This window comes from Pseudomonas sp. 1L-B-1-E-C1 (genome assembly GCF_057291835.1).
Genome location: NZ_JBXAWN010000001.1, coordinates 460,123 through 479,965, shown reverse-complemented (window position 1 = coordinate 479,965; position 19,843 = coordinate 460,123). Strand labels below are relative to the sequence as shown.

Annotated in this window: 17 protein-coding genes; 12 read left to right on the top strand and 5 right to left on the bottom strand. The window is 59.0% G+C overall.

The annotated features are described in order from the left end of the window. Window positions 1-19 precede the first annotated feature (19 nt). The 4 genes from pgsA to AC0Z4S_RS01955 form a co-directional block, all read right to left on the bottom strand. Window positions 20-580: a CDP-diacylglycerol--glycerol-3-phosphate 3-phosphatidyltransferase gene (gene pgsA / locus AC0Z4S_RS01970; protein WP_253505230.1), complete on the bottom strand. Its 561-nt coding sequence runs from the start codon at window positions 578-580 to the stop codon at window positions 20-22. 32 nt (window positions 581-612) lie between these two features. Continuing rightward, window positions 613-2,436, bottom strand: a complete 1,824-nt coding sequence (gene uvrC / locus AC0Z4S_RS01965) for an excinuclease ABC subunit UvrC (protein ID WP_253501335.1) — start codon at window positions 2,434-2,436, stop codon at window positions 613-615. A 2-nt stretch (window positions 2,437-2,438) separates the two neighbouring features. Further along, a complete protein-coding gene (gacA, locus tag AC0Z4S_RS01960) occupies window positions 2,439-3,080 on the bottom strand; it encodes a response regulator transcription factor GacA (protein WP_024012761.1) in 642 nt (213 codons plus the stop codon). A 127-nt stretch (window positions 3,081-3,207) separates the two neighbouring features. After that, the gene (locus AC0Z4S_RS01955; RefSeq protein WP_485621835.1) at window positions 3,208-3,651 is read right to left on the bottom strand and encodes a GNAT family N-acetyltransferase; all 444 of its coding nucleotides are present in this window, start codon (window positions 3,649-3,651) and stop codon (window positions 3,208-3,210) included. A 143-nt stretch (window positions 3,652-3,794) separates the two neighbouring features. Between AC0Z4S_RS01955 and AC0Z4S_RS01950 the strand changes: the two genes are divergently transcribed. Further along, window positions 3,795-3,923 (top strand): hypothetical protein, encoded by a 129-nt coding sequence (locus AC0Z4S_RS01950; protein WP_485621834.1) that lies wholly within the window; start codon window positions 3,795-3,797, stop codon window positions 3,921-3,923. A gap of 336 nt (window positions 3,924-4,259) precedes the next feature. Beyond that, entirely contained in the window at window positions 4,260-5,333 is a 1,074-nt protein-coding gene (locus AC0Z4S_RS01945; RefSeq protein ID WP_485621833.1) for a 3-deoxy-7-phosphoheptulonate synthase, read from the top strand. Window positions 5,334-5,388: 55 nt separating this feature from the next. Here AC0Z4S_RS01945 and AC0Z4S_RS01940 read toward each other — a convergent pair whose 3' ends face one another. Further along, window positions 5,389-6,468, bottom strand: a complete 1,080-nt coding sequence (locus AC0Z4S_RS01940) for a hypothetical protein (RefSeq protein ID WP_485621832.1) — start codon at window positions 6,466-6,468, stop codon at window positions 5,389-5,391. A 333-nt stretch (window positions 6,469-6,801) separates the two neighbouring features. Here AC0Z4S_RS01940 and AC0Z4S_RS01935 point away from each other — a divergent pair, with 333 nt between their 5' ends. From AC0Z4S_RS01935 to AC0Z4S_RS01890, 10 genes are all read left to right on the top strand, one after another. After that, entirely contained in the window at window positions 6,802-7,671 is an 870-nt protein-coding gene (locus AC0Z4S_RS01935) for an esterase/lipase family protein (RefSeq protein ID WP_485622097.1), read from the top strand. Between the two features lie 93 nt (window positions 7,672-7,764). Continuing rightward, window positions 7,765-8,046 carry a peptidylprolyl isomerase gene (locus tag AC0Z4S_RS01930; RefSeq protein ID WP_007912303.1) on the top strand — a complete coding sequence of 94 codons (282 nt, stop codon included), beginning with the start codon at window positions 7,765-7,767 and terminating at the stop codon, window positions 8,044-8,046. 131 nt (window positions 8,047-8,177) lie between these two features. After that, a complete protein-coding gene (locus tag AC0Z4S_RS01925) occupies window positions 8,178-10,046 on the top strand; it encodes an extracellular solute-binding protein (protein ID WP_485621831.1) in 1,869 nt (622 codons plus the stop codon). After that, window positions 10,046-11,107 (top strand): microcin C ABC transporter permease YejB, encoded by a 1,062-nt coding sequence (locus AC0Z4S_RS01920; protein ID WP_485621830.1) that lies wholly within the window; start codon window positions 10,046-10,048, stop codon window positions 11,105-11,107. The genes AC0Z4S_RS01925 and AC0Z4S_RS01920 overlap by 1 nt, the downstream gene beginning before the upstream one ends. Next, a complete protein-coding gene (locus AC0Z4S_RS01915; RefSeq protein ID WP_253501320.1) occupies window positions 11,107-12,129 on the top strand; it encodes an ABC transporter permease in 1,023 nt (340 codons plus the stop codon). The genes AC0Z4S_RS01920 and AC0Z4S_RS01915 overlap by 1 nt, the downstream gene beginning before the upstream one ends. 9 nt (window positions 12,130-12,138) lie before the next feature. Continuing rightward, window positions 12,139-13,713 carry an ABC transporter ATP-binding protein gene (locus tag AC0Z4S_RS01910; protein ID WP_485621829.1) on the top strand — a complete coding sequence of 525 codons (1,575 nt, stop codon included), beginning with the start codon at window positions 12,139-12,141 and terminating at the stop codon, window positions 13,711-13,713. A 133-nt stretch (window positions 13,714-13,846) separates the two neighbouring features. Then, a complete protein-coding gene (locus AC0Z4S_RS01905) occupies window positions 13,847-15,253 on the top strand; it encodes a sigma-54 interaction domain-containing protein (RefSeq protein ID WP_485621828.1) in 1,407 nt (468 codons plus the stop codon). Window positions 15,254-15,536: 283 nt separating this feature from the next. Beyond that, a complete protein-coding gene (locus AC0Z4S_RS01900; protein WP_065617212.1) occupies window positions 15,537-16,928 on the top strand; it encodes a GntP family permease in 1,392 nt (463 codons plus the stop codon). Between the two features lie 7 nt (window positions 16,929-16,935). Further along, window positions 16,936-17,709 (top strand): 3-hydroxybutyrate dehydrogenase, encoded by a 774-nt coding sequence (hbdH, locus tag AC0Z4S_RS01895; protein ID WP_485621827.1) that lies wholly within the window; start codon window positions 16,936-16,938, stop codon window positions 17,707-17,709. 137 nt (window positions 17,710-17,846) lie between these two features. Continuing rightward, a complete protein-coding gene (locus AC0Z4S_RS01890) occupies window positions 17,847-19,802 on the top strand; it encodes an acetoacetate--CoA ligase (RefSeq protein WP_485621826.1) in 1,956 nt (651 codons plus the stop codon). The last annotated feature ends 41 nt before the right edge of the window (window positions 19,803-19,843 follow it).

Sequence of the window (19,843 nt, the reverse complement as noted above, 5' to 3'; positions counted from 1 at the left end):
CCCTTGATTCAAAAAAGTTTTATTTCTTTTCCACATCGGTCTTCAGATGTGGCCAGGCGGCGCGAAGGTATTGAACCATCGACCACAGCGTAAGCCCTGCCGACACCATCAACAGTGCATAACCGAGCACGACCCAGAAGCTGAACGCTTTTGGATGGGCCAGCAGAATTACCAGCGCGAGCATTTGCGCAGCGGTTTTCCATTTGCCCAGATTTGAAACTGCCACCTGTGCCCGGGCGCCGAGTTCGGCCATCCATTCGCGCAGCGCCGAAATCACGATCTCACGACCGATGATGACCGCCGCCGGCAGCGTGAGCCAAAGATTGCCGTGTTCCTGCACCAGCAACACCAGGGCAACAGCGACCATCAGTTTATCGGCAACCGGATCGAGGAACGCACCGAACGGTGTGCTTTGCTCCAGTCGGCGCGCCAGGTAACCATCGAGCCAGTCAGTTGCGGCCGCAAAGGCAAAGACCGAAGCGGAGGCCATATAGCTCCATTGGTAAGGCAAATAGAACAGCAAAATGAAGATCGGGATGAGCAGGACGCGTAGAACGGTAATCAGATTAGGGATATTCATCGGCACAACTGGCTACGAGGTGAAGGGGCATTCTACTCACTATGCAGATTCGCATAAATCGACTCAGCAAGCTTTTTACTGATCCCCGGGGCTTTGGCGATCTCTTCGATGCTTGCACGAGACAGCTCCTGCAATCCACCAAAATGTTTCAACAGGTCACGGCGTCGGGTCGGCCCTACCCCTGCCACACCCTCCAGCGTTGAGGTACGGCGCGTCTTGCCGCGACGGGCGCGATGCCCCGTAATTGCGAAGCGGTGTGCCTCATCGCGGATCTGCTGAATCAAGTGCAAGGCGGGCGAATCGCCGCGCAAAGTGAACTCATGCGCCGCATCATTCAGATACAACGTTTCGAAACCGGCCTTGCGAGTGGCGCCCTTGGCCACGCCTAACAGAATCAGATCCGGTACGGCAAGTTCGTTGAGTACATCACGGGCCATCGACAGTTGGCCCTTGCCACCGTCGACCAACAGGATGTCGGGCAACTTGCCTTCGCCGTCCTTGAGCTTGCTGAACCGTCGGGTCAACGCCTGGTGCATGGCCGCGTAATCGTCGCCGGCGGTGACGCCTTCGATGTTATAGCGACGGTAATCCGACTTGATCGCGCCTTCAGGCCCGAACACCACGCAGGAGGCAACTGTTGCTTCCCCGCTGGAGTGACTGATGTCATAGCATTCCAGGCGTTGCGGCGGCTCATCCAGGTTCAACACCTCAGCCAGCGCGTCGAATCGCGCTGCGGTGTGCTGCCGGTTGGCCAGGCGTGCGCCCAACGCTTGTTCGGCGTTGGTCACGGCCAGTTGCTGCCAGCGCGCCCGCGTCCCGCGCACCCTGTGGCTGATGGCCAACTCGCGGCCGCGCAACGTGTGAATACCCTCGATCAACGCCGGGAAGTCCTCGTGCACCACGTTTACGATCAGTTCGCTCGGCAAATCGCGTTCGGGACTGCTGATGTAATACTGACCGAGGAACGCTGCCATGACCTCGGAAACTTCTTCCTCGATCCCGACCTGCGGGAAAAAGTTCTTGCTGCCCAGCACTCGACCGCCGCGCACGCTGATCAAGTGAACGCAGGCGCCGCCGGGGTTGACGAAGGCCGCAATGACATCGATATCACCGGTGCCGCCCTCCATGCTTTGCTGATCCTGCACGCGGCGCAGCAAGGCGATCTGGTCGCGCAATTCGGCCGCGCGCTCGAACTCGAGGTTGATCGCCGCTTCTTCCATCGCGGTGGAAAGTTCGTTGGTCAGCGCGTGGCTGCGTCCCTCAAGGAACATAACTGAGTGGCGCACGTCTTCGGCGTAGATGTCCGGCTCGACAAGGCCCACGCAAGGCGCCTTGCAGCGCTTGATCTGATATTGCAGACATGGACGAGTCCGGTTCTTGTAATAACTGTCTTCGCACTGACGAACGAAGAAAGTCTTTTGCAGAATACTCAGGCTTTCGCGGATCGCGCCGGCACTCGGGTAAGGCCCGAAATATTTGCCTTTGGCCTTTTTCGCCCCGCGATGAATGCTCAGACGCGGGAACTGCCCATCCGACAAAAACACATAGGGGTAGGACTTATCGTCACGCAGCAGGATGTTGTAGGGCGGGCGCCACTCCTTGATCAGCGTCTGCTCCAGCAGCAGCGCTTCGGTTTCATTGGCGGTAATAGTGGTTTCGACCTGAGCGATACGCCCAACCAGTGCGGCGGTCTTTGGCGCCAGACCGGTCTTGCGAAAATAGCTCGCCAGGCGTTTCTTCAGGTTTTTTGCTTTGCCTACGTACAGCAAGCGCGCTTCGCTGTCGAACATGCGATAAACGCCCGGCCGACCACTGACGGTGGACAGGAAAGCACTGGAATCGAATGTCTCGGTCATGATCAGGCGCTGGCATCCACCATGCCATGCCTCACCGCGAGCAGTGTCAACTCAACGTCGCTGCTGATGGAAAGCTTCTCGAAAATACGGTAGCGATAGGTGTTCACGGTTTTCGGCGACAGGCACAATTTGTCGGAAATGATCTGAACCTTCTGGCAACCGACAATCATCAAGGCGATCTGGATCTCACGCTCGGACAGCGCATCGAAAGGCGAGTCATTGGTCGGCTGGAAGGACTTGATTGCCAACTGCTGGGCGATCTGCGGACTGATATAGCGCTGCCCGGCAAATACCAGGCGAATGGCCTGGACCATTTCCGGCAAGCCCGCACCTTTGGTCAGGTAACCGGCGGCACCAGCCTGCAGCAGACGCGTCGGGAAAGGATCTTCCTCGCACACGGTGACAGCAACCACCTTGATGTCCGGGTGGCTGCGCAGCAATTTTCGTGTCGCTTCGAGGCCGCCGATGCCGGGCATCTTGACGTCCATGAGCACTACGTCAGGCTTCAACTCACGGGCCTTGATCAGTGATTCTTCACCTGACTCGGCCTGACCCACCACTTGCAGGCCATCGATATCGGCCAGCATCCGTGTAATGCCTGTACGAACGAGATCATGATCATCGACCACTAGCACCCTAATCAAGCAGACACCTCGCGATATGGTCTTATTGGGATGCCGGACACCTTAGCAAAAAGTGCCAGACAGACCTAGCGGAAAGCCGCATTTAAAAAGTTTCAATTCATCATTCAGGGCTTGCCGGCTGCGGGTTTCAGAGCACAGCCGTATTCACATCGAGCTGCATCCTCAGGAAACACTCATCCGTGCCCACGATGCGCAGTCCCTTGCGGGCATACAGTTTTTGCGCCGGATTGTTATCAAACACTGTCAGCCGCAGTGCCGGTCGTCTTGCCTCACGAGCCATTTCGATAACCTGATCAATGACCCAGGAACCGGCGCCCTGCCCTTGCCGGGCCTGTTCAATCTGCAGTTCCCGTATGTACAGCGCCCGCGCATCCTCGCTCAGACTGAAAAAGCCGATCAGCGTTTCATCCTCAAGGATCATCCAGTGCTCACGATACCGCCAGCCTGCGTCAAACGCCTCGTCCTGCCACAACAGGTCGTGGTCAATGTAATAGCGCAGCATGTTGCGACAGGTCAGGTGCCGTGCAAAAGCCAGATCATCATCGGTGGCATGCCGAATTCGATAATTCATTCAGCTCTATCTCTAACCGCAAAAATGTACTTTAACCGGATCGTTTGCGACTGATAGCCGTTTTGCTCGGCAAGCAATAGCATTTTCTGATTGCTGATGCGTATCAGCGTCGAGTAAGCTCGGCGCATTCAACGGAGAAAACCATGTTCAACGCCCTTCAACAGTCATGCATCGCCAGCGCCCTGCGCTCGATTGCGGCTGTCCGGGTGAATGACGTGTGCGCTCCTGCCAATTTTTATTTTGGGTATTGGTTTAGCCACTGGCGCGCCTGATACCCAAACGGCGCCCATGATAACGGGTCGCCAACCAGAGATTTCTCAACCCCCGGTCGGCATCCCGACCGGGGGTTTTGTTTTTTCCGGGCCCGACACTTTCCAACACCACACCAGACACTTTGAGGAATACACCATGAACTACGCCACTTATTACCGTTACGACAGCTTTAGCGCCTGGCGATTTACCAGCCTCCGCTCGGGACAGCCTGCCGCCTCCGATCGGTCACCTACAGGTGGCAACCACACACGCCTGGCCAGTACGGCCATTTGTCGAACACCCCAGTAGGGCCGAGTGCGCGGGAAATACCCGCCATACGCCCAGGAAGACCAAATATGAATTCCTCCGTTTCCGCCTTGCCGCTGTCCGTTCTCGATTCTGCCAATGAAGCGCTGACCCTGCGTCTGCCCAGCTCGTTGCAACTCAAACAGCAATTACCCCTCAGCCATTCCCTGCATCAGCAGGTTAGCGCCCATCGCCAGGCAGTGCGCGCCATCCTCAATGGTGAAGACCCGCGCCTGCTGGTCATCGTTGGCCCCTGCTCTATCCATGATCCGCAATCGGCAATCGAATACGCCAGCAAGCTCGCCCGACTCGCCCGGGACGTCAGCGGTGAAATGCTCCTGGTGATGCGCGCCTATGTTGAGAAACCCCGCACGACGGTCGGCTGGAAAGGCCTGGCCTACGATCCGCACCTGGACGGCACCGATGACATGGCGACCGGCCTGACGCTTTCCCGCGAACTCATGCTGGAAATGATCCAGCTCGGACTGCCAGTGGCCACCGAACTGCTGCAACCCATGGCTGCCAATTACTTCGATGACCTGCTCAGCTGGGTGGCCATTGGAGCCCGCACCACCGAATCGCAGATCCACCGCGAAATGGCCAGTGGCTTGAGCATGCCGGTGGGCTTCAAGAACGGCACCGACGGCGGCGCCGCTGTTGCTGTCGACGCCATGCGCTCGGCCGCCCATCCACATCGACACTTCGGCGTGGACAGCCAAGGTCATCCGGCAATCGTGCAGACAGCTGGCAACGCAGACACCCACATCGTGCTGCGCGGTGGCCATCAAGGGCCAAATTGCGACGAAGCCAGCGTAGCCAAAATCAGCGCCGAGCTCAGCAGACTGAAGATCCCAAGCCGGATCATGGTCGATTGCAGCCATGCCAACAGCGGCAAGGATCCATTGCGCCAGCCAGCCGTGTTCAACGATGTGCTCGAGCAGCGCTTGCACGGTAACCATTCGCTGATCGGCATGATGTTGGAGTCTCACCTGTTCGAAGGCTGCCAGCCGCTGAGTACGTCTCTGCGCTATGGCGTATCGATCACCGATGGTTGCCTCGGGTTCGGCGCCACCGAGCAATTGCTGACCGACGCTGCGCAGCGCCTCGCACAAGCCAGAGCCTGATATCAGATCGCCCTCCGCGCGCCATTACAGAGCGCGGAGGGCTGACCGCCCCAGGCTATGCCACTACGCTGATCCGCCTGACGGCAGATTGCTGACTGACGTCGTCCAGACGTTCGATCGTGTAGGCAATTTCGACTGTCGTGCCGTGATGCTCACGCCAGAATCGGTGAGGAACCTTGAAACTCACCGGTTGCCCTGCCGTCTCCCGGGTGATTTCAAGATCATCCCGGTGACTGAAAAACTCGCCGTCACACTTGAGATAGACCAGCTCATTCTCCTGCACCTGCGCTTCTTCGATGAGAATGGAAACACCGTCAACCGAATCCTTCAGTGACAACACGTTTTCAACCGCCTCGACGACGTCCGGCGCAATCAGTTGCGCACGCACCGCAGGGCCGAGGAAGACCGACGCAGGCTCCGACGTTCGAGTCGTTCCACAAGGCTGTTCGACACGGTAGGCGACAACCACCTCGCCGCCACGGTGCGCCTCGATGTAGCTGCCCGGCACCCAGAACGACAGGCTTTGCGCGACGGCGTAGGCCTCCACCCTCAACGAGTCGGTAAAGATCTCGGGCGAAGTATCTCCGTGCCAGGACAACATCACTCGGTCGCCCGCCGACATTCTTGCGTAAGGCTGCAGAGTCACCAGGGTGCCCTCGGCCACTCGCGACGGCTCCAGCGCTCCGTTTACCGAGCCCTCTATCTGCGGCGCCAACAGTTGCGTACGAACATCGCCCACGGACAGTTGCAGGCGAGCAGATTCCACTGCCTCGGGTGCGGACGCAGTTCGAAGTGTCCAGTAAACCTCCAGCGAACCTCCATCCAGAGCAGCCACATGCATGCCCTTGATGACAAATATTACGTCTTTGCCAACCTGCGCCTGGCTGATGAATCGCACACTCTCGTATTGATAGGCAAAGCCTTCGATATCCAGCCCCTCCCAGTACAGCACCAGTTGGTCACCACAGCTCATGTTGGCATAAGCAGAAATGCGAACGATCGCCCTGACCAGCGAAGGCTCGAGCACGCTGCCCTCAAGCCCGTCAATGGTCGGCGCGATCAGAGGTTCGATAGACACATCGGCAACCGCAGACGGACGCATCCGCCAGCAAAACTCGACTTCATGGCTATTCATTTCGTCTCCACTCCCTGGAAAACGTGCCGTCCCGAATGACGACACTGACACCTACATTGAGGACTTCTTTGAAAGTTCTGAATGTCAGCCGAATACACCGCGACGACGGCGTAACCGCTACTCGCAAAGTAGGCAACTGGGGCGTTCGCGCTGTTACGACGACAAACGACCCTATGAACTTCCGATTCGGATTTCACAGCTCTCCGAATTTTCGTACGCCTCTTAGTCCATTTTCAAACGCAACGTGAAGCCTCTTCGTACTTCTTCAACGAGATGAGTGTTTTAGAGTGGCCCGGTGATTTCCCGATGAACTTCTACGAAAAAGGTAAGAACATGCAACGGAATGCTACAACTCGTTATCCCATCCTGTTGGTCCACGGTCTGTTCGGGTTCGAGCGTATCGGTCATTTCGAGCTGTTCCATGACGTCAAGTCCGCGCTGAAGACGGCTGGCTGTCGATTGTTTGTTCCACACCTTTCGGCCACCCATGACAATGAAATGAGGGGTGAGCAATTGCTGTCGCAGATTGCCTGCGTGCTGCGAGGCACGGGCGCGAAGAAAGTCAACCTCATAGGACACAGTCAGGGTGCACTCGCAGCACGCTATGCAGCGGCGCTTGCACCAAACGTCGTCGCTTCAGTCACTTCTGTCAGTGGGCCGAACCATGGCTCGGAGCTCGCCGACTTCCTGCGCAAGGCACTCATCCCGGGCAAGCTGCCTGAAGCCGTTGCACAAAACGTGGCCACGCAATTTGCTGACTTGTTGTCGCTACTCAGCGGTAATGTGGCACTGCCGCAGAATGCATTGGCCGCGCTCAACGCACTGACCACGGTCGGCGTCGGTCAATTCAATGACAGGTTTCCGCAGGGACTGCCGCAAACCTGGGGTGGCCATGGCCCCGAGCAAGTCAATGGCGTGCGTTATTACTCGTGGAGCGGCGTTGTCCCGCAATCGACGCTGCCAGCGCTGGATCCGGTCCAGGACATATGCCGGGGCCTGTCGCAATATTTCACCACCGAACCCCAGCAGAATGACGGTTTCGTCGGACGCTTCAGCACCCATCTCGGCCAAGTGATCCGCTCTGATTATCCAATGGATCATCTGGCCAGCTTGCGGCGAAGCGCGGGCGCCAACCCCTCTTCACCGGATCCGATCGAGCTGTACGTCGAGCATGCCCGGCGCTTGCGTGCAGCAGAGCTATGAATAGGGTCGGGACGCAGAATGGAACTTTGCCGAGAATTCGCCCACTGATTCCGGTAGGCTTCATCTTTTATTGAGACAGATTGGAGAATCACCATGGCTAAAGCCACTGCCCGCCACATCCTGGTTTCCAGCGAAGACAAGTGCAACGAACTCAAGGCTCAAATCGAAGGCGGCGCCGATTTTGCTGAAGTCGCCAAAGCCAACTCCACTTGCCCGTCCAGCCGTCAGGGTGGTGATCTGGGGTCGTTCGGTCCAGGCCAGATGGTCAAGGAATTCGACACCGTGGTGTTCAGCGCGCCGATCAATGTCGTGCAAGGCCCGGTAAAAACCCAGTTCGGCTATCACCTGCTGGAAGTCACCAGCCGTCAGGACTGATTCGTCGTCCGATTGCTGACAACGGCCCGCCTTCTGGTGGGCCGTTGTGTTTCAGTTACATATACGGCTGGCGAGTGACGCGCCGCTCGCGTACAACTTGCGCTTATCGATTTTGCGTTCCAAGGCTGACGATGCGACTGGTTTTTCCGACACTGATGCTCACCGCCCTCGCCCTGCTCACGGGTGCCGCCGGTGTGACCGCTGCCCCGCAACACGCACTGACCGTTTATGGCGAACCAGCCAAGTACCCCGCCGGTTTCAGCCATTTCGACTACACCAATCCGCAAGCGCCGAAGGGTGGCACGATGCGTCGATCGGCGATCGAGATCGGTCACTTCGACCATTTGCTGCCATATATAGACAAAGGCATCGGCGTAACGCAGATCGACGGGCTCCTTTATTCTCCACTGGCCCAGCGCTCGCTGGACGAGCCCTATACGGTGTACGGCCTTGTTGCGGAAAAAATGGAACGCTCGGCCGACGGTCTTTCGCTACGTTTCTTCATCAATCCCAAGGCGCGATTTGCCGATGGCAAGCCGATCACCGCCGAGGACGTTCGCTACACCTATAACTTGCTGATGACCCAGGGCAGCTTGCGTTATCGCACACAGTTCGTCGACGTCAAAGGCGTCGAGATCGAGGCGCCGCTGACCGTGCGCTTCGACTTCAAAAATGACGAAAACCGCACCTTGCCGCTGGATATCGCGACCCTCCCGGTGTTTCCCGAACACTGGTGGAAGAGCCGCGATTTCGCCGGCGGCGGTGGTTATGAACCGCCACTGGGCAGCGGGCCCTACCGGGTTGGCAAGGTCGACTCCGGACGCAGCATCACCTTCGAACGCAATGGTGACTGGTGGGGCAAAGACCTGCCGGTCAGTCGTGGCCTGTATAACTTCGATCATTTCAGCATCGAGTACTTCGGCGACACCGACGTGGCCCGCCAGGTTCTGCGCGGCGGCGCTTATGACTACAATCGCGAGTTTTCCGCGACCGGCTACTCGATCGGCTATGACAGCCCTGCGCTGAGCGATGGTCGTTTGCAGAAAGCCCATCTGGCCACTGAAGCGCCGCAGTCGGCCCAGGGTTTCGTGTTCAATCTGCAAAAGCCGATGTTCCAGGACCGTCGCGTACGCCAGGCGCTGGCGATGCTCTGGGATTTCGAATGGAGCAACAGGCAGATGATGCGTAATGTCTATATCCGCCAGCAGAGTTACTTCTCCAATACCGACCTCGCCGCAAGACAGTTGCCCGACGCTCAAGAGCTGAAGATCCTTGAGCCGCTGCGCGATCAAATTCCTGAAGAAGTATTCACCAAGGTCTTCGAAGCCCCGAAAACCGATGGCAGCGGACTCATCCGCGATAAACAGTTGCAGGCCATTGAACTGCTCGAGCAGGCTGGCTGGAAACCGGAGGGCGATCAACTGGTGAACGGTGCGGGCGAGCCGCTGAGCTTCACTTTTCTGGTCAGCCAGAACGGCATGGACCGGCTCTTGTTGCCGTACAAGCGCACTCTCAAACAGATCGGCATCGAGCTCAACATCCGCCGCATCGACTCTTCGCAGTATGTAAATCGCCTGATGAGCCGCGATTACGACATGATCGTCACCGGCTATCCCGTCACCACTTCGCCCGGCGGGGAATTGCTCAACTACTTTGGCTCGGTTGCGGCAAACGATCCGGGGGCGAACAATTACATGGTGCTGAAAAATCCGGCGGTCGATACTTTGATCAACGGCCTGATCCGCGCCTCGACCCAATCGGACATGCTGCATTACGCCCATGCGCTGGACCGGGTGCTGCAATGGAATTACTACTGGATTCCCAACTACTACCCGCCGGGCACCTCGACCGTCTGGTGGAACCGCTTCGGCATTCCCACGGTACAAGCGAGTAACGATGAAGCCATCGAGAGCTGGTGGGAAATCAGCCGAACGCCGCTGACCAATCAACAAATGACCGCTGAGAAAATCAGTCGCAGCAGACCCGGAGGGCCGCACTGATGTGGGGTTACATACTGCGGCGCCTGCTGCTGATCATTCCGACGCTGGTGATCATCCTGCTGGTCAACTTCGTCATCATTCAGGCCGCGCCCGGTGGACCGGTGGAACAAGCCATCGCCCACCTGCAAGGCATTGGCGGGGCCAGTGTAGGCGGCGGTGCCAGCGAGACATCGAGCACTACCTCGCGCGCCAGCCGCGGCCTCGATCCGCAGCTGATCAAGGACATCGAAAAACAGTACGGCTTCGACAAGCCTGCCCACGAACGCCTGTGGCTGATGCTGAAAAACTATGCGCAGCTGGATTTCGGCAAGAGTTTCTTTCGCGGCGCGACGGTGACCGACCTGATTCTGGAAAAGATGCCGGTCACCATCTCACTGGGCTTGTGGGCGACGCTGATCACCTATCTGGTGTCGATCCCGCTGGGCATCCGCAAGGCTGTGCACCACGGCAGCCACTTCGACATCTGGAGCAGCACGGCGATCATCATCGGTTACGCCATGCCAGCCTTTCTGTTTGCGATGTTTCTGATCGTGGTATTTGCCGGCGGCACTTCGCTGAACTGGTTTCCGGTGCGTGGGCTGGTTTCGGACAACTTCGAATCGTTGTCGACACTCGGCAAGATCGCCGATTATTTCTGGCATCTGGTGTTGCCGGTCACCGCACTGGTGATCGGCGGATTCGCTACCCTGACCATCCTGACGAAAAACTCGTTCCTCAATGAAATCACCCGACAGTATGTGGTTACGGCTCGGGCCAAGGGCTTGAGCGAACGCCGCGTGCTCTATGGCCACGTATTTCGCAACGCCATGCTGTTGGTGGTTTCGGGGATACCTCAGGCGTTCATCAGCGTGTTCTTCGCTGGCTCCCTGCTGATCGAAGTGATTTTCTCTCTCGATGGTCTCGGCCGCATGAGTTACGAAGCGGCGGTATCGCGGGATTATCCAGTGGTGTTCGGCTCGCTGTTCATCTTCACCCTGTTCGGCCTGCTGATAAAACTGATCGGCGACCTCTGCTACACCCTGGTCGACCCGCGTATCGACTTCGCCGCGAGGAACGCCTGATGTTCAAGCTCTCGCCTTTGGGGCGCCGCCGTTTCGAACGCTTCAAGAAAAATCGTCGGGGCTGGTGGTCGCTGTGGCTGTTCATTGGCCTGTTCATGCTGACGTTGGGTGGCGAGTTGATCGCCAACGACAAGCCGCTGGTGGTCAGTTATCAGGGCCAGTGGTACTTCCCGGTGCTCAAGCGACACACCGAACAGGAGTTCGGCGGGCAACTGCCGTTTCAGGCCGATTACCGCAGCGAATACGTGCAGAACCTGATTCGCAAGGACGGCGGCTGGTTGCTGTTCCCACCGATTCCGTTCAGCGACGACACACCCAACTATGAATTGAACAAACCCGCGCCGAGTCCGCCGACTTCGGTCAACTGGCTGGGGACCGACGATCAGGCGCGCGACGTGCTGGCGCGGGTCATCTTTGGCGCTCGGGTGTCGATTCTGTTTGCCCTGATGCTGACCTTCGTCAGTGCGCTGATCGGCATCGCTGCCGGCGCGTTGCAGGGTTATTACGGTGGTTGGGTCGATCTGCTCGGGCAGCGTGTACTGGAAGTCTGGTCGGGGCTGCCGGTGCTGTATCTGTTGATCATCCTTTCAGGTTTCGTCGAGCCGAATTTCTGGTGGCTGCTGGGGATCATGGCCCTGTTTTCCTGGTTGGCGCTGGTGGACGTGGTGCGCGCCGAGTTCCTGCGCGGGCGCAATCTGGAATACGTCAAGGCAGCGCGCGCCCTCGGCCTGACTGACCGCAAAGTAATCTTCCGACACATCCTGCCCAACGCAATGAACGCGACGCTGAGCTACCTGCCGTTCATTCTGACCGGGGCCATTTCGACGCTGACCGCGCTGGATTTCCTCGGCTTCGGCATGCCCGCCGGCAGCGCTTCGCTGGGCGAATTGATCGGTCAGGGCAAGCAGAACCTGCAAGCACCATGGCTCGGGTTGACCGCGTTCTTCACCCTGGCGCTGATCCTTTCATTATTGGTATTCATCGGCGAAGCGTTGCGTGACGCCTTCGACCCTCGATCCTGACGCGTGACCATGACTGAAAACCTGATTGAAATCCGCAACCTTAATGTCGCCTTCCATGGCCAGGCGGTAGTGCGTGACCTGTGCCTGGATATCCGCCCCGGTGAATGCCTGGCACTGGTCGGCGAATCCGGCTCGGGTAAATCGGTGACCGCGCATTCGATCCTGCAACTGCTGCCTGAGAGTGAGGCGCAAACCCGTGGCAGCATCCGCTACCGTGGGCAAGAACTGGTCGGCGCTGACCCGAAAGTCTTGCGTGAGCTGCGCGGCAATCGCATCGCGATGATCTTTCAGGAGCCGATGACTTCGCTCAATCCGCTACACACCATCGAAAAACAGATCGGCGAGACTCTGTTGCTGCACCGCGGCCTTGGCGGTAAACAAGCGCAGCAGCGCATTCTGGAATTGCTCGGAATGGTCGGCATTCAGCAGCCGAAGGAGCGGCTGAAGGCTTATCCGCATCAGCTCTCTGGGGGGCAACGGCAACGGGTGATGATCGCCATGGCGCTGGCCTGCGAACCGGAGTTGTTGATCGCCGACGAGCCAACGACAGCACTGGACGTCACCGTGCAGCGCAAGATCCTCGTGTTGCTCAAATCCCTGCAACAACGCCTGGGCATGTCGCTGCTGCTGATCAGTCACGACCTCAATCTGGTGCGCAGCATCGCGCAACGGGTGTGTGTGATGAAGGCTGGAGAGATCGTCGAGCAGGCGCCCTGCGAAACCCTGTTCACCGCACCCAGACATCCCTACAGCTGCGTATTGCTAAACGCCGAACCTGAAGGCGAAGCCTTGCCTCGAGACGAGCGTGAGAATGTGCTGGAAGTGGCTGATCTGTGCGTCGACTTTCAGGTCGGCGGCGGACTGTTGCGACGCAAGCAATATTTGCGCGCAGTTGACGGCATCAGTTTGAACATTCAGCGCGGCAAGACCCTGGGCATCGTTGGCGAATCTGGTTCGGGCAAGTCGACGCTGGGTCAGGCGATCCTGCGTTTGCTCGACTCCGAGGGCAGCATTCGCTTTCAGGGCGCAGCGCTCGACGGCCTCAATCAAAAGCAACTGCGACCGTGGCGGCGGCAAATGCAGGTGGTGTTTCAGGACCCGTTCGGCAGCCTCAGCCCGCGCATGTCGGTGGCACAGATCATCAGCGAAGGTCTGGAAGTACATTGCGAATCGACAGCCAATGAGTGCGATGAGCAAGTGATCCGCGTGCTCAAGGAAGTCGGCCTCGACCCGGAAAGCCGCCATCGCTACCCGCATGAATTTTCCGGCGGCCAGCGTCAGCGCATCGCCATTGCCCGGGCGTTGGTGCTCAAGCCCGCGCTGATTCTGCTCGATGAACCGACCTCCGCGCTCGACCGCACAGTGCAGAAACAGGTGGTCGCCCTGCTCCGTGATCTGCAGGAAAAACACGGTTTGACCTACCTGTTCATCAGCCACGATCTGGCGGTGGTGCGCGCGTTGGCGCATGACATGATCGTGATCAAGGACGGCAAAGTGGTCGAGCGTGGCGCCAGTCATGAGGTGTTCGACAACCCCCAGCATCCGTACACCAAAGAGCTGTTGGCGGCGGCGCATCCGGGGTAAGTATTTTTTCTGTTTATCCGCGGCGCGGCATTCGCGAGCAAGCTCGCTCCCACATTTGCAACGCCTTCCCTGTGGGAGCGAGCTTGCTCGCGAAATGGCCGTCACTGGCAACAAACAATCAGGACCAGACTCGATGAACACCACCGAAAGCCTCAAGGACTACCAACGAGTCCGCACTCTGGCGATCCGTTCGCTGTTCGAGATCATCGAGCAATCCAGCGAAGGCACGGTGATTGTTGATCGCGATGCAAACATCGTCTGGATGAACGAACGCTACGCCCGGCGCTTCGGTCTCGAATCAGCCGCCGGCGCTATCGGCAAACCCTGTGAAAGCGTGATTCCAGGCAGTCTCCTGCGCGAAGTGGTACGCACCGGCCGGCCGATTCTGCTGGACATGCAGGACACGCCCAAGGAGCCGCTGGTGGTCATGCGCCTGCCGATCCACGATGATGCCGGCAGCGTAATCGGCGCCATTGGCTTCGCCCTGTTCGACGAATTGCGCACGCTGTCGCCGATGCTCAAGCGTTACCTGAGCATGCAGGAAGAACTGGCCTCGACCCGTTCGCTGCTGCGGGCGCGGCAGACCAAATACAACTTTGCCCATTTCATCGGCACCAGCGCCGCCAGCCTTGAAGTCAAACGCCGCGCGCGGCGCAGTGCCAGCGCTGATTCGCCCGTGCTGCTGCTGGGGGAAACCGGCACCGGCAAAGAATTACTCGCCCAAGCTATTCACAGCGCCTCGCCACGTGCGCACAAAGCCTTCGTCAGCATCAACAGCGCGGCAATTCCCGAGGCCCTGCTGGAAGCCGAGTTCTTCGGCACCGCGCCGGGTGCCTTTACGGGTGCCGATCGCAAGGGGCGCACTGGCAAGCTGCAGATTGCGCAAGGCGGCACGCTGTTTCTCGACGAAATCGGCGACATGCCTCTGCCGTTGCAAAGCAAGTTGCTGCGCGTATTGCAGGAAAAAGAGTTCGAACCGGTTGGCTCCAACGAGGTGATCCAGAGCGATGTACGGGTCATCGCAGCGACTTCGACGGATCTGCAGGCGGCGATCAAGCGCGGCGAGTTCCGTGCAGATTTGTACTATCGCCTCAACGTACTGCCGATCCAGGTGCCGCCGCTGCGTGAACGTCTTGATGACCTCCCCGCGCTGAGCGAGGCGATTCTGGAAGAACTGCGCAGCCAGCATGAATTACACCGCGATGCGCTGGCGCTGCTCGGCCAGCATGCCTGGCCCGGCAACATCCGTGAGTTGCGCAATGTGCTGGAACGGGCGGCGTTGCTCAGTGATGACTTACTGCTGACCGAGCAGGATATTCGCGGGGCGATTGGGGCATTTACGCCGGTTGAGCGGACGGCCGGCCCGAGCATGCAAGCGCCTGTCGGCGAGACCTTTGCGCAGGCGCGGGCGCGGTTTGATCGGCAGCTGATCGAGTCGACCCTGGCGCAATGCTCGGGGAATGTGCCGGAGGCTGCTGCTCGCCTGGGGCTGGGGCGGTCGACGTTGTACAAAAAAATGGTGGCATTGGAGATCGCTTGAGTCTCGCTAAAGAGACAGCGATCTCTTTTTTTAGATAGATTCTTCAAGATCAAAAGATCGCAGCCGTCGGTAGCTCCTACAGGGTAGATACGTATTTCCTTGTAGGAGCTGCCGAAGGCTGCGATCTTTTCGGTCTCACAAACGAGACAACTTTTCCGGCACAATCTCCCTCTTTCATGAAATATCTATAGATATCAACATGTTAGGTATTTGGCACAGTAATCGCTAACACCTCTCCACACCCGTTCCACCCATAAAAACAACAATCCTGGAGAGACACACCATGAGTGTGATCATTGCCTTGGCAGCCCTGACGCTGCTGATGCTCGCCGCCTACCGCGGCTATAGCGTCATCCTCTTCGCCCCGATCGCCGCGCTCGGCGCGGTCCTGCTTACCGATCCGTCCGCCGTCGCGCCCGCGTTCACCGGGGTGTTCATGGACAAGATGGTCGGTTTCATCAAACTGTACTTTCCGGTGTTCCTGCTCGGCGCGGTATTCGGCAAGCTGATCGAACTGTCGGGTTTCTCGCGCTCGATTGTCGCCGCCGCGATTCGTTTGCTCGGCACTCGCCAGGCGATGCTGGTGATCGTGCTGGTCTGCGCCCTCCTCACTTACGGCGGCGTCTCGCTGTTCGTTGTGGTGTTTGCGGTCTATCCGTTCGCGGCGGAGATGTTTCGCCAGAGCAACATCCCCAAGCGCTTGATCCCGGCGACCATCGCCCTCGGCGCGTTCTCGTTCACCATGGACGCCCTGCCCGGCACGCCGCAGATCCAGAACATCATCCCCAGCACCTTCTTCAACACCACCGCGTGGGCGGCGCCGTGGCTGGGGGTGATTGGTACGATTTTCGTGTTCTGCGCCGGCATGCTGTTTTTGCAGCGCCAGCGCAACAAGGCGCAGCGTGCCGGTGAAGGCTATGGCACCGAACTGCGCAATGAACCGGAAACCGCCGAAGATCTCCAGCTGCCGAACCCATGGATCGCGCTGTCGCCACTGCTGGCGGTCGGGATAATGAACCTGCTTTTCACCCAGTGGATTCCGCAGTGGTATGGCAAGACCCACAGCCTCGCGCTGCCGGGCATGGCCGCGCCAGTCACTACCGAGATCGCCAAGCTCACGGCGATCTGGGCGGTGCAGGCGGCGTTGCTGGTCGGCATTCTCATGGTGTTGGCGTTTGGCTTCCAGGCGATTCGCAGCAAACTCGCCGAAGGCAGCAAAAGCGCGGTCAGCGGTGCGTTGCTGGCAGCGATGAACACCGCTTCCGAATACGGCTTTGGTGCAGTGATCGCCTCGCTGCCCGGTTTTCTGGTGCTGGCCGACTGGCTCAAGCAGATCCCCAATCCGCTGGTTAACGAAGCGATCACCGTGACGCTGCTCGCTGGCATAACCGGTTCGGCTTCGGGCGGCATGAGCATTGCGCTGGCGGCGATGTCCGAGCAGTTCATCAGTGCGGCGCACGCGGCGAACATTCCGCTGGAAGTGCTGCACCGCGTGGCAGCAATGGCCAGTGGCGGCATGGACACCCTGCCGCACAACGGCGCGGTGATCACACTGTTGGCGGTAACCGGCCTGACCCACCGCGAAGCCTACAAAGACATTTTCTGTATTACGCTGATCAAGACCCTGGCGGTTTTCGTGGTGATCGGCACTTTCTACGCCACTGGCATTGTGTGAGGTATTCATGACCACCCTTTCCGGCAAGACAGCTCTGGTAACCGGCTCCACCAGCGGCATCGGCCTGGGCATCGCGCTGAGCCTGGCAAAGGCTGGCGCCAATCTGATTCTCAACGGCTTTGGCGATGCTTCGAAGGTGATCGCCGAAGTCGCCCGGTTCGGCGGCAAGGTCGGCCATCATCCCGCTGATGTCAGCGACCCGGCGCAGATTGCCGACATGGTTGCCTACGCCGAGCATGAGTTTGGCGGCGTCGATATTCTGGTTAACAACGCCGGCATTCAGCACGTGGCCGCAGTGGAAGAGTTCCCGGTGGAGCGCTGGGATTCGATCATCGCGATCAACCTGTCATCGGTGTTTCACAGCACCCGTTTGAGCCTGCCGGGCATGCGCCGGAAAAACTGGGGGCGGATCATCAATATCGCCTCAGTGCATGGCCAGGTTGGTTCCACCGGCAAGGCCGCGTATGTCGCCGCCAAGCATGGCGTGATCGGCCTGACCAAAGTGGTCGGCCTGGAAACCGCGACCAGCAACGTTACCTGCAATGCGATCTGCCCGGGCTGGGTATTGACGCCGCTGGTGCAGAAGCAGATCGATGATCGCGCGGCCAAGGGTGTCGATCCGCAGCAGGCGCAGCATGATCTGCTGGCCGAGAAACAGCCGTCGCTGGAGTTTGTCACGCCAGAACATCTGGGTGAGCTGGTGTTGTTTTTGTGCAGCGAGGCCGGTAGCCAGGTGCGGGGCGCGGCGTGGAATATTGATGGCGGCTGGTTGGCCCAATAATCCTGCCCGCTCCTGTAGGAGTGAGTGTGCTCGCGATAGCGCCATATCAGCCGCCTATAGGTTGAATGTAAGTACGCTATCGCGAGCAGGCTCACTCCTACAGGGGTATGTGTAATCAGATAAGAAGAGGCAACCCCATGTCCGACATCCTCTGGCAACCCGACGCCCGGCGTATAGCCCGTTCGCGCATGGACGCTTTCCGGCGCGAGGTCAATCAGCGGCATTCGCTGCAGCTCGATGACTACCCTGCCCTGCACCAATGGAGCATCGAGCAGCGCCCGGCCTTCTGGCAGGCCATCGTCGATTTTTTCCATATCCGTTTTCACACCCAACCCGACGCCGTCTTGCGCGAAGGTAGGGAAATGCCCAGTGCCGAATGGTTCCCCGGTGCCACGCTGAACTTCGCCGAACACCTGCTGCGCCGTCGCGACGATGCCGTGGCGGTGGTCGCCGTGGCGGAAAATGGCCAGCGCGAGCAATTGACCTGGGCCGACCTGGCCGAGCACGTGGCCGGATTCCAGGCCAGCCTGCGCGCAGCGGGTGTTGGTCAAGGCGATCGCGTGGCAGCCTGCATGCCCAACACATGGCAGACACTGGTGGCGATGCTGGCCACCACCAGCCTTGGTGCGATCTGGTCGTGCTCTTCACCAGACTTTGGTACCCACGGCGTGATCGATCGCTTCGGCCAGATCGAACCGAAACTGCTGCTCACCTGCGCGGGTTATCAATACGCCGGGAAAACGCTCGATCAGACCGCCAAGCTCAACGAAATCCTTGCGCAACTGCCGTCGCTACAGCAGTTGATCATCGTGCCGTATGCCCGTTGGCAAGCCCGCATTGAGGATTATCAAACCCACGCTGAAGTCACGTTGTGGGACGACTTCTATCAACCCGGTGGCGAGCCGGACTTCACCCCGGTGCCGTTCAACCATCCGCTCTACGTGCTCTACTCCAGCGGCACCACCGGCGTGCCGAAGTGTATCGTCCACAGCACCGGCGGCGTGCTGCTGCAACACGTCAAGGAACACGGTTTGCACTGCGATCTCGGTCCCGGTGATCGCTTGTTCTACTACACGACCTGCGGCTGGATGATGTGGAACTGGTTGGTCTCGGCACTGGCCGTCGGCAGCGCGGTGGTGCTGTACGACGGCTCGCCGTTTCATCCGGGCCCAACGCGTTTGCTGGAACTGCTCGAAGACGAACGCATCAGCGTATTCGGGACCAGCCCCAAATACCTCGCAACGCTGGAGAGCAGCGGCATCAAACCCCGCGAAAGCCATGACCTGAGCAGCCTCAAAACCCTGTTATGCACGGGCTCGGCGCTGTCGCCGCAGAGTTATGACTTCGTCTACCGCGACTTCAAAACCGACGTCTGCCTGGCCTCAATGTCCGGCGGCACCGACATCGTCTCGTGCTTCGTCAATGGCAATCCGCTGTCGGCTGTACGTCGCGGCGAGATCATGGGCAAGAGTCTGGGCATGGCGGTTGAAGTGTGGAATGACGCCGGCCAAGCGGTGATCGGCGAGAAAGGCGAACTGGTTTGCACCCGGCACTTCCCGGCGATGCCGATTGGTTTGTGGAACGATGCCGATGGAGAAAAACTGCGCCAATCCTATTTCAGCCTGTTCCCCGGTGTCTGGGCGCAGGGCGACTACGCCGAACAACTGCCCCACGGTGCGATGATGATTCACGGTCGATCCGATGCCGTGCTCAACCCGGGCGGCGTGCGTATCGGTACGGCGGAGATCTATCGGCAGGTCGAGAAAATCCCTGAAGTGCTCGACAGCGTGGCCATCGGGCAGCATTGGCAGGAGGATGTGCGGGTGGTGCTGTTTGTGCGGCTGCGCGAAGGTGTTGAACTGGACGAAGCGCTGGCGCAATGCATTCGTCAGGTGATCCGCGCCAACACAACGCCACGTCATGTACCCGCGAAGATTGTTGCGGTCACGGACATCCCGCGCACCCTCAGCGGCAAAGTCGTGGAACTTGCCGTGAGAAACGTGGTGCACGGGGAGCCGGTTAAAAACACCGATGCGCTGGCCAATCCCGAGGCGCTGGAGCAGTTTCGGGATCGGCCGGAGTTGAACATCTGATCCTGACGATAATGATCAAACCACGGTCGGCGCCGGTGACG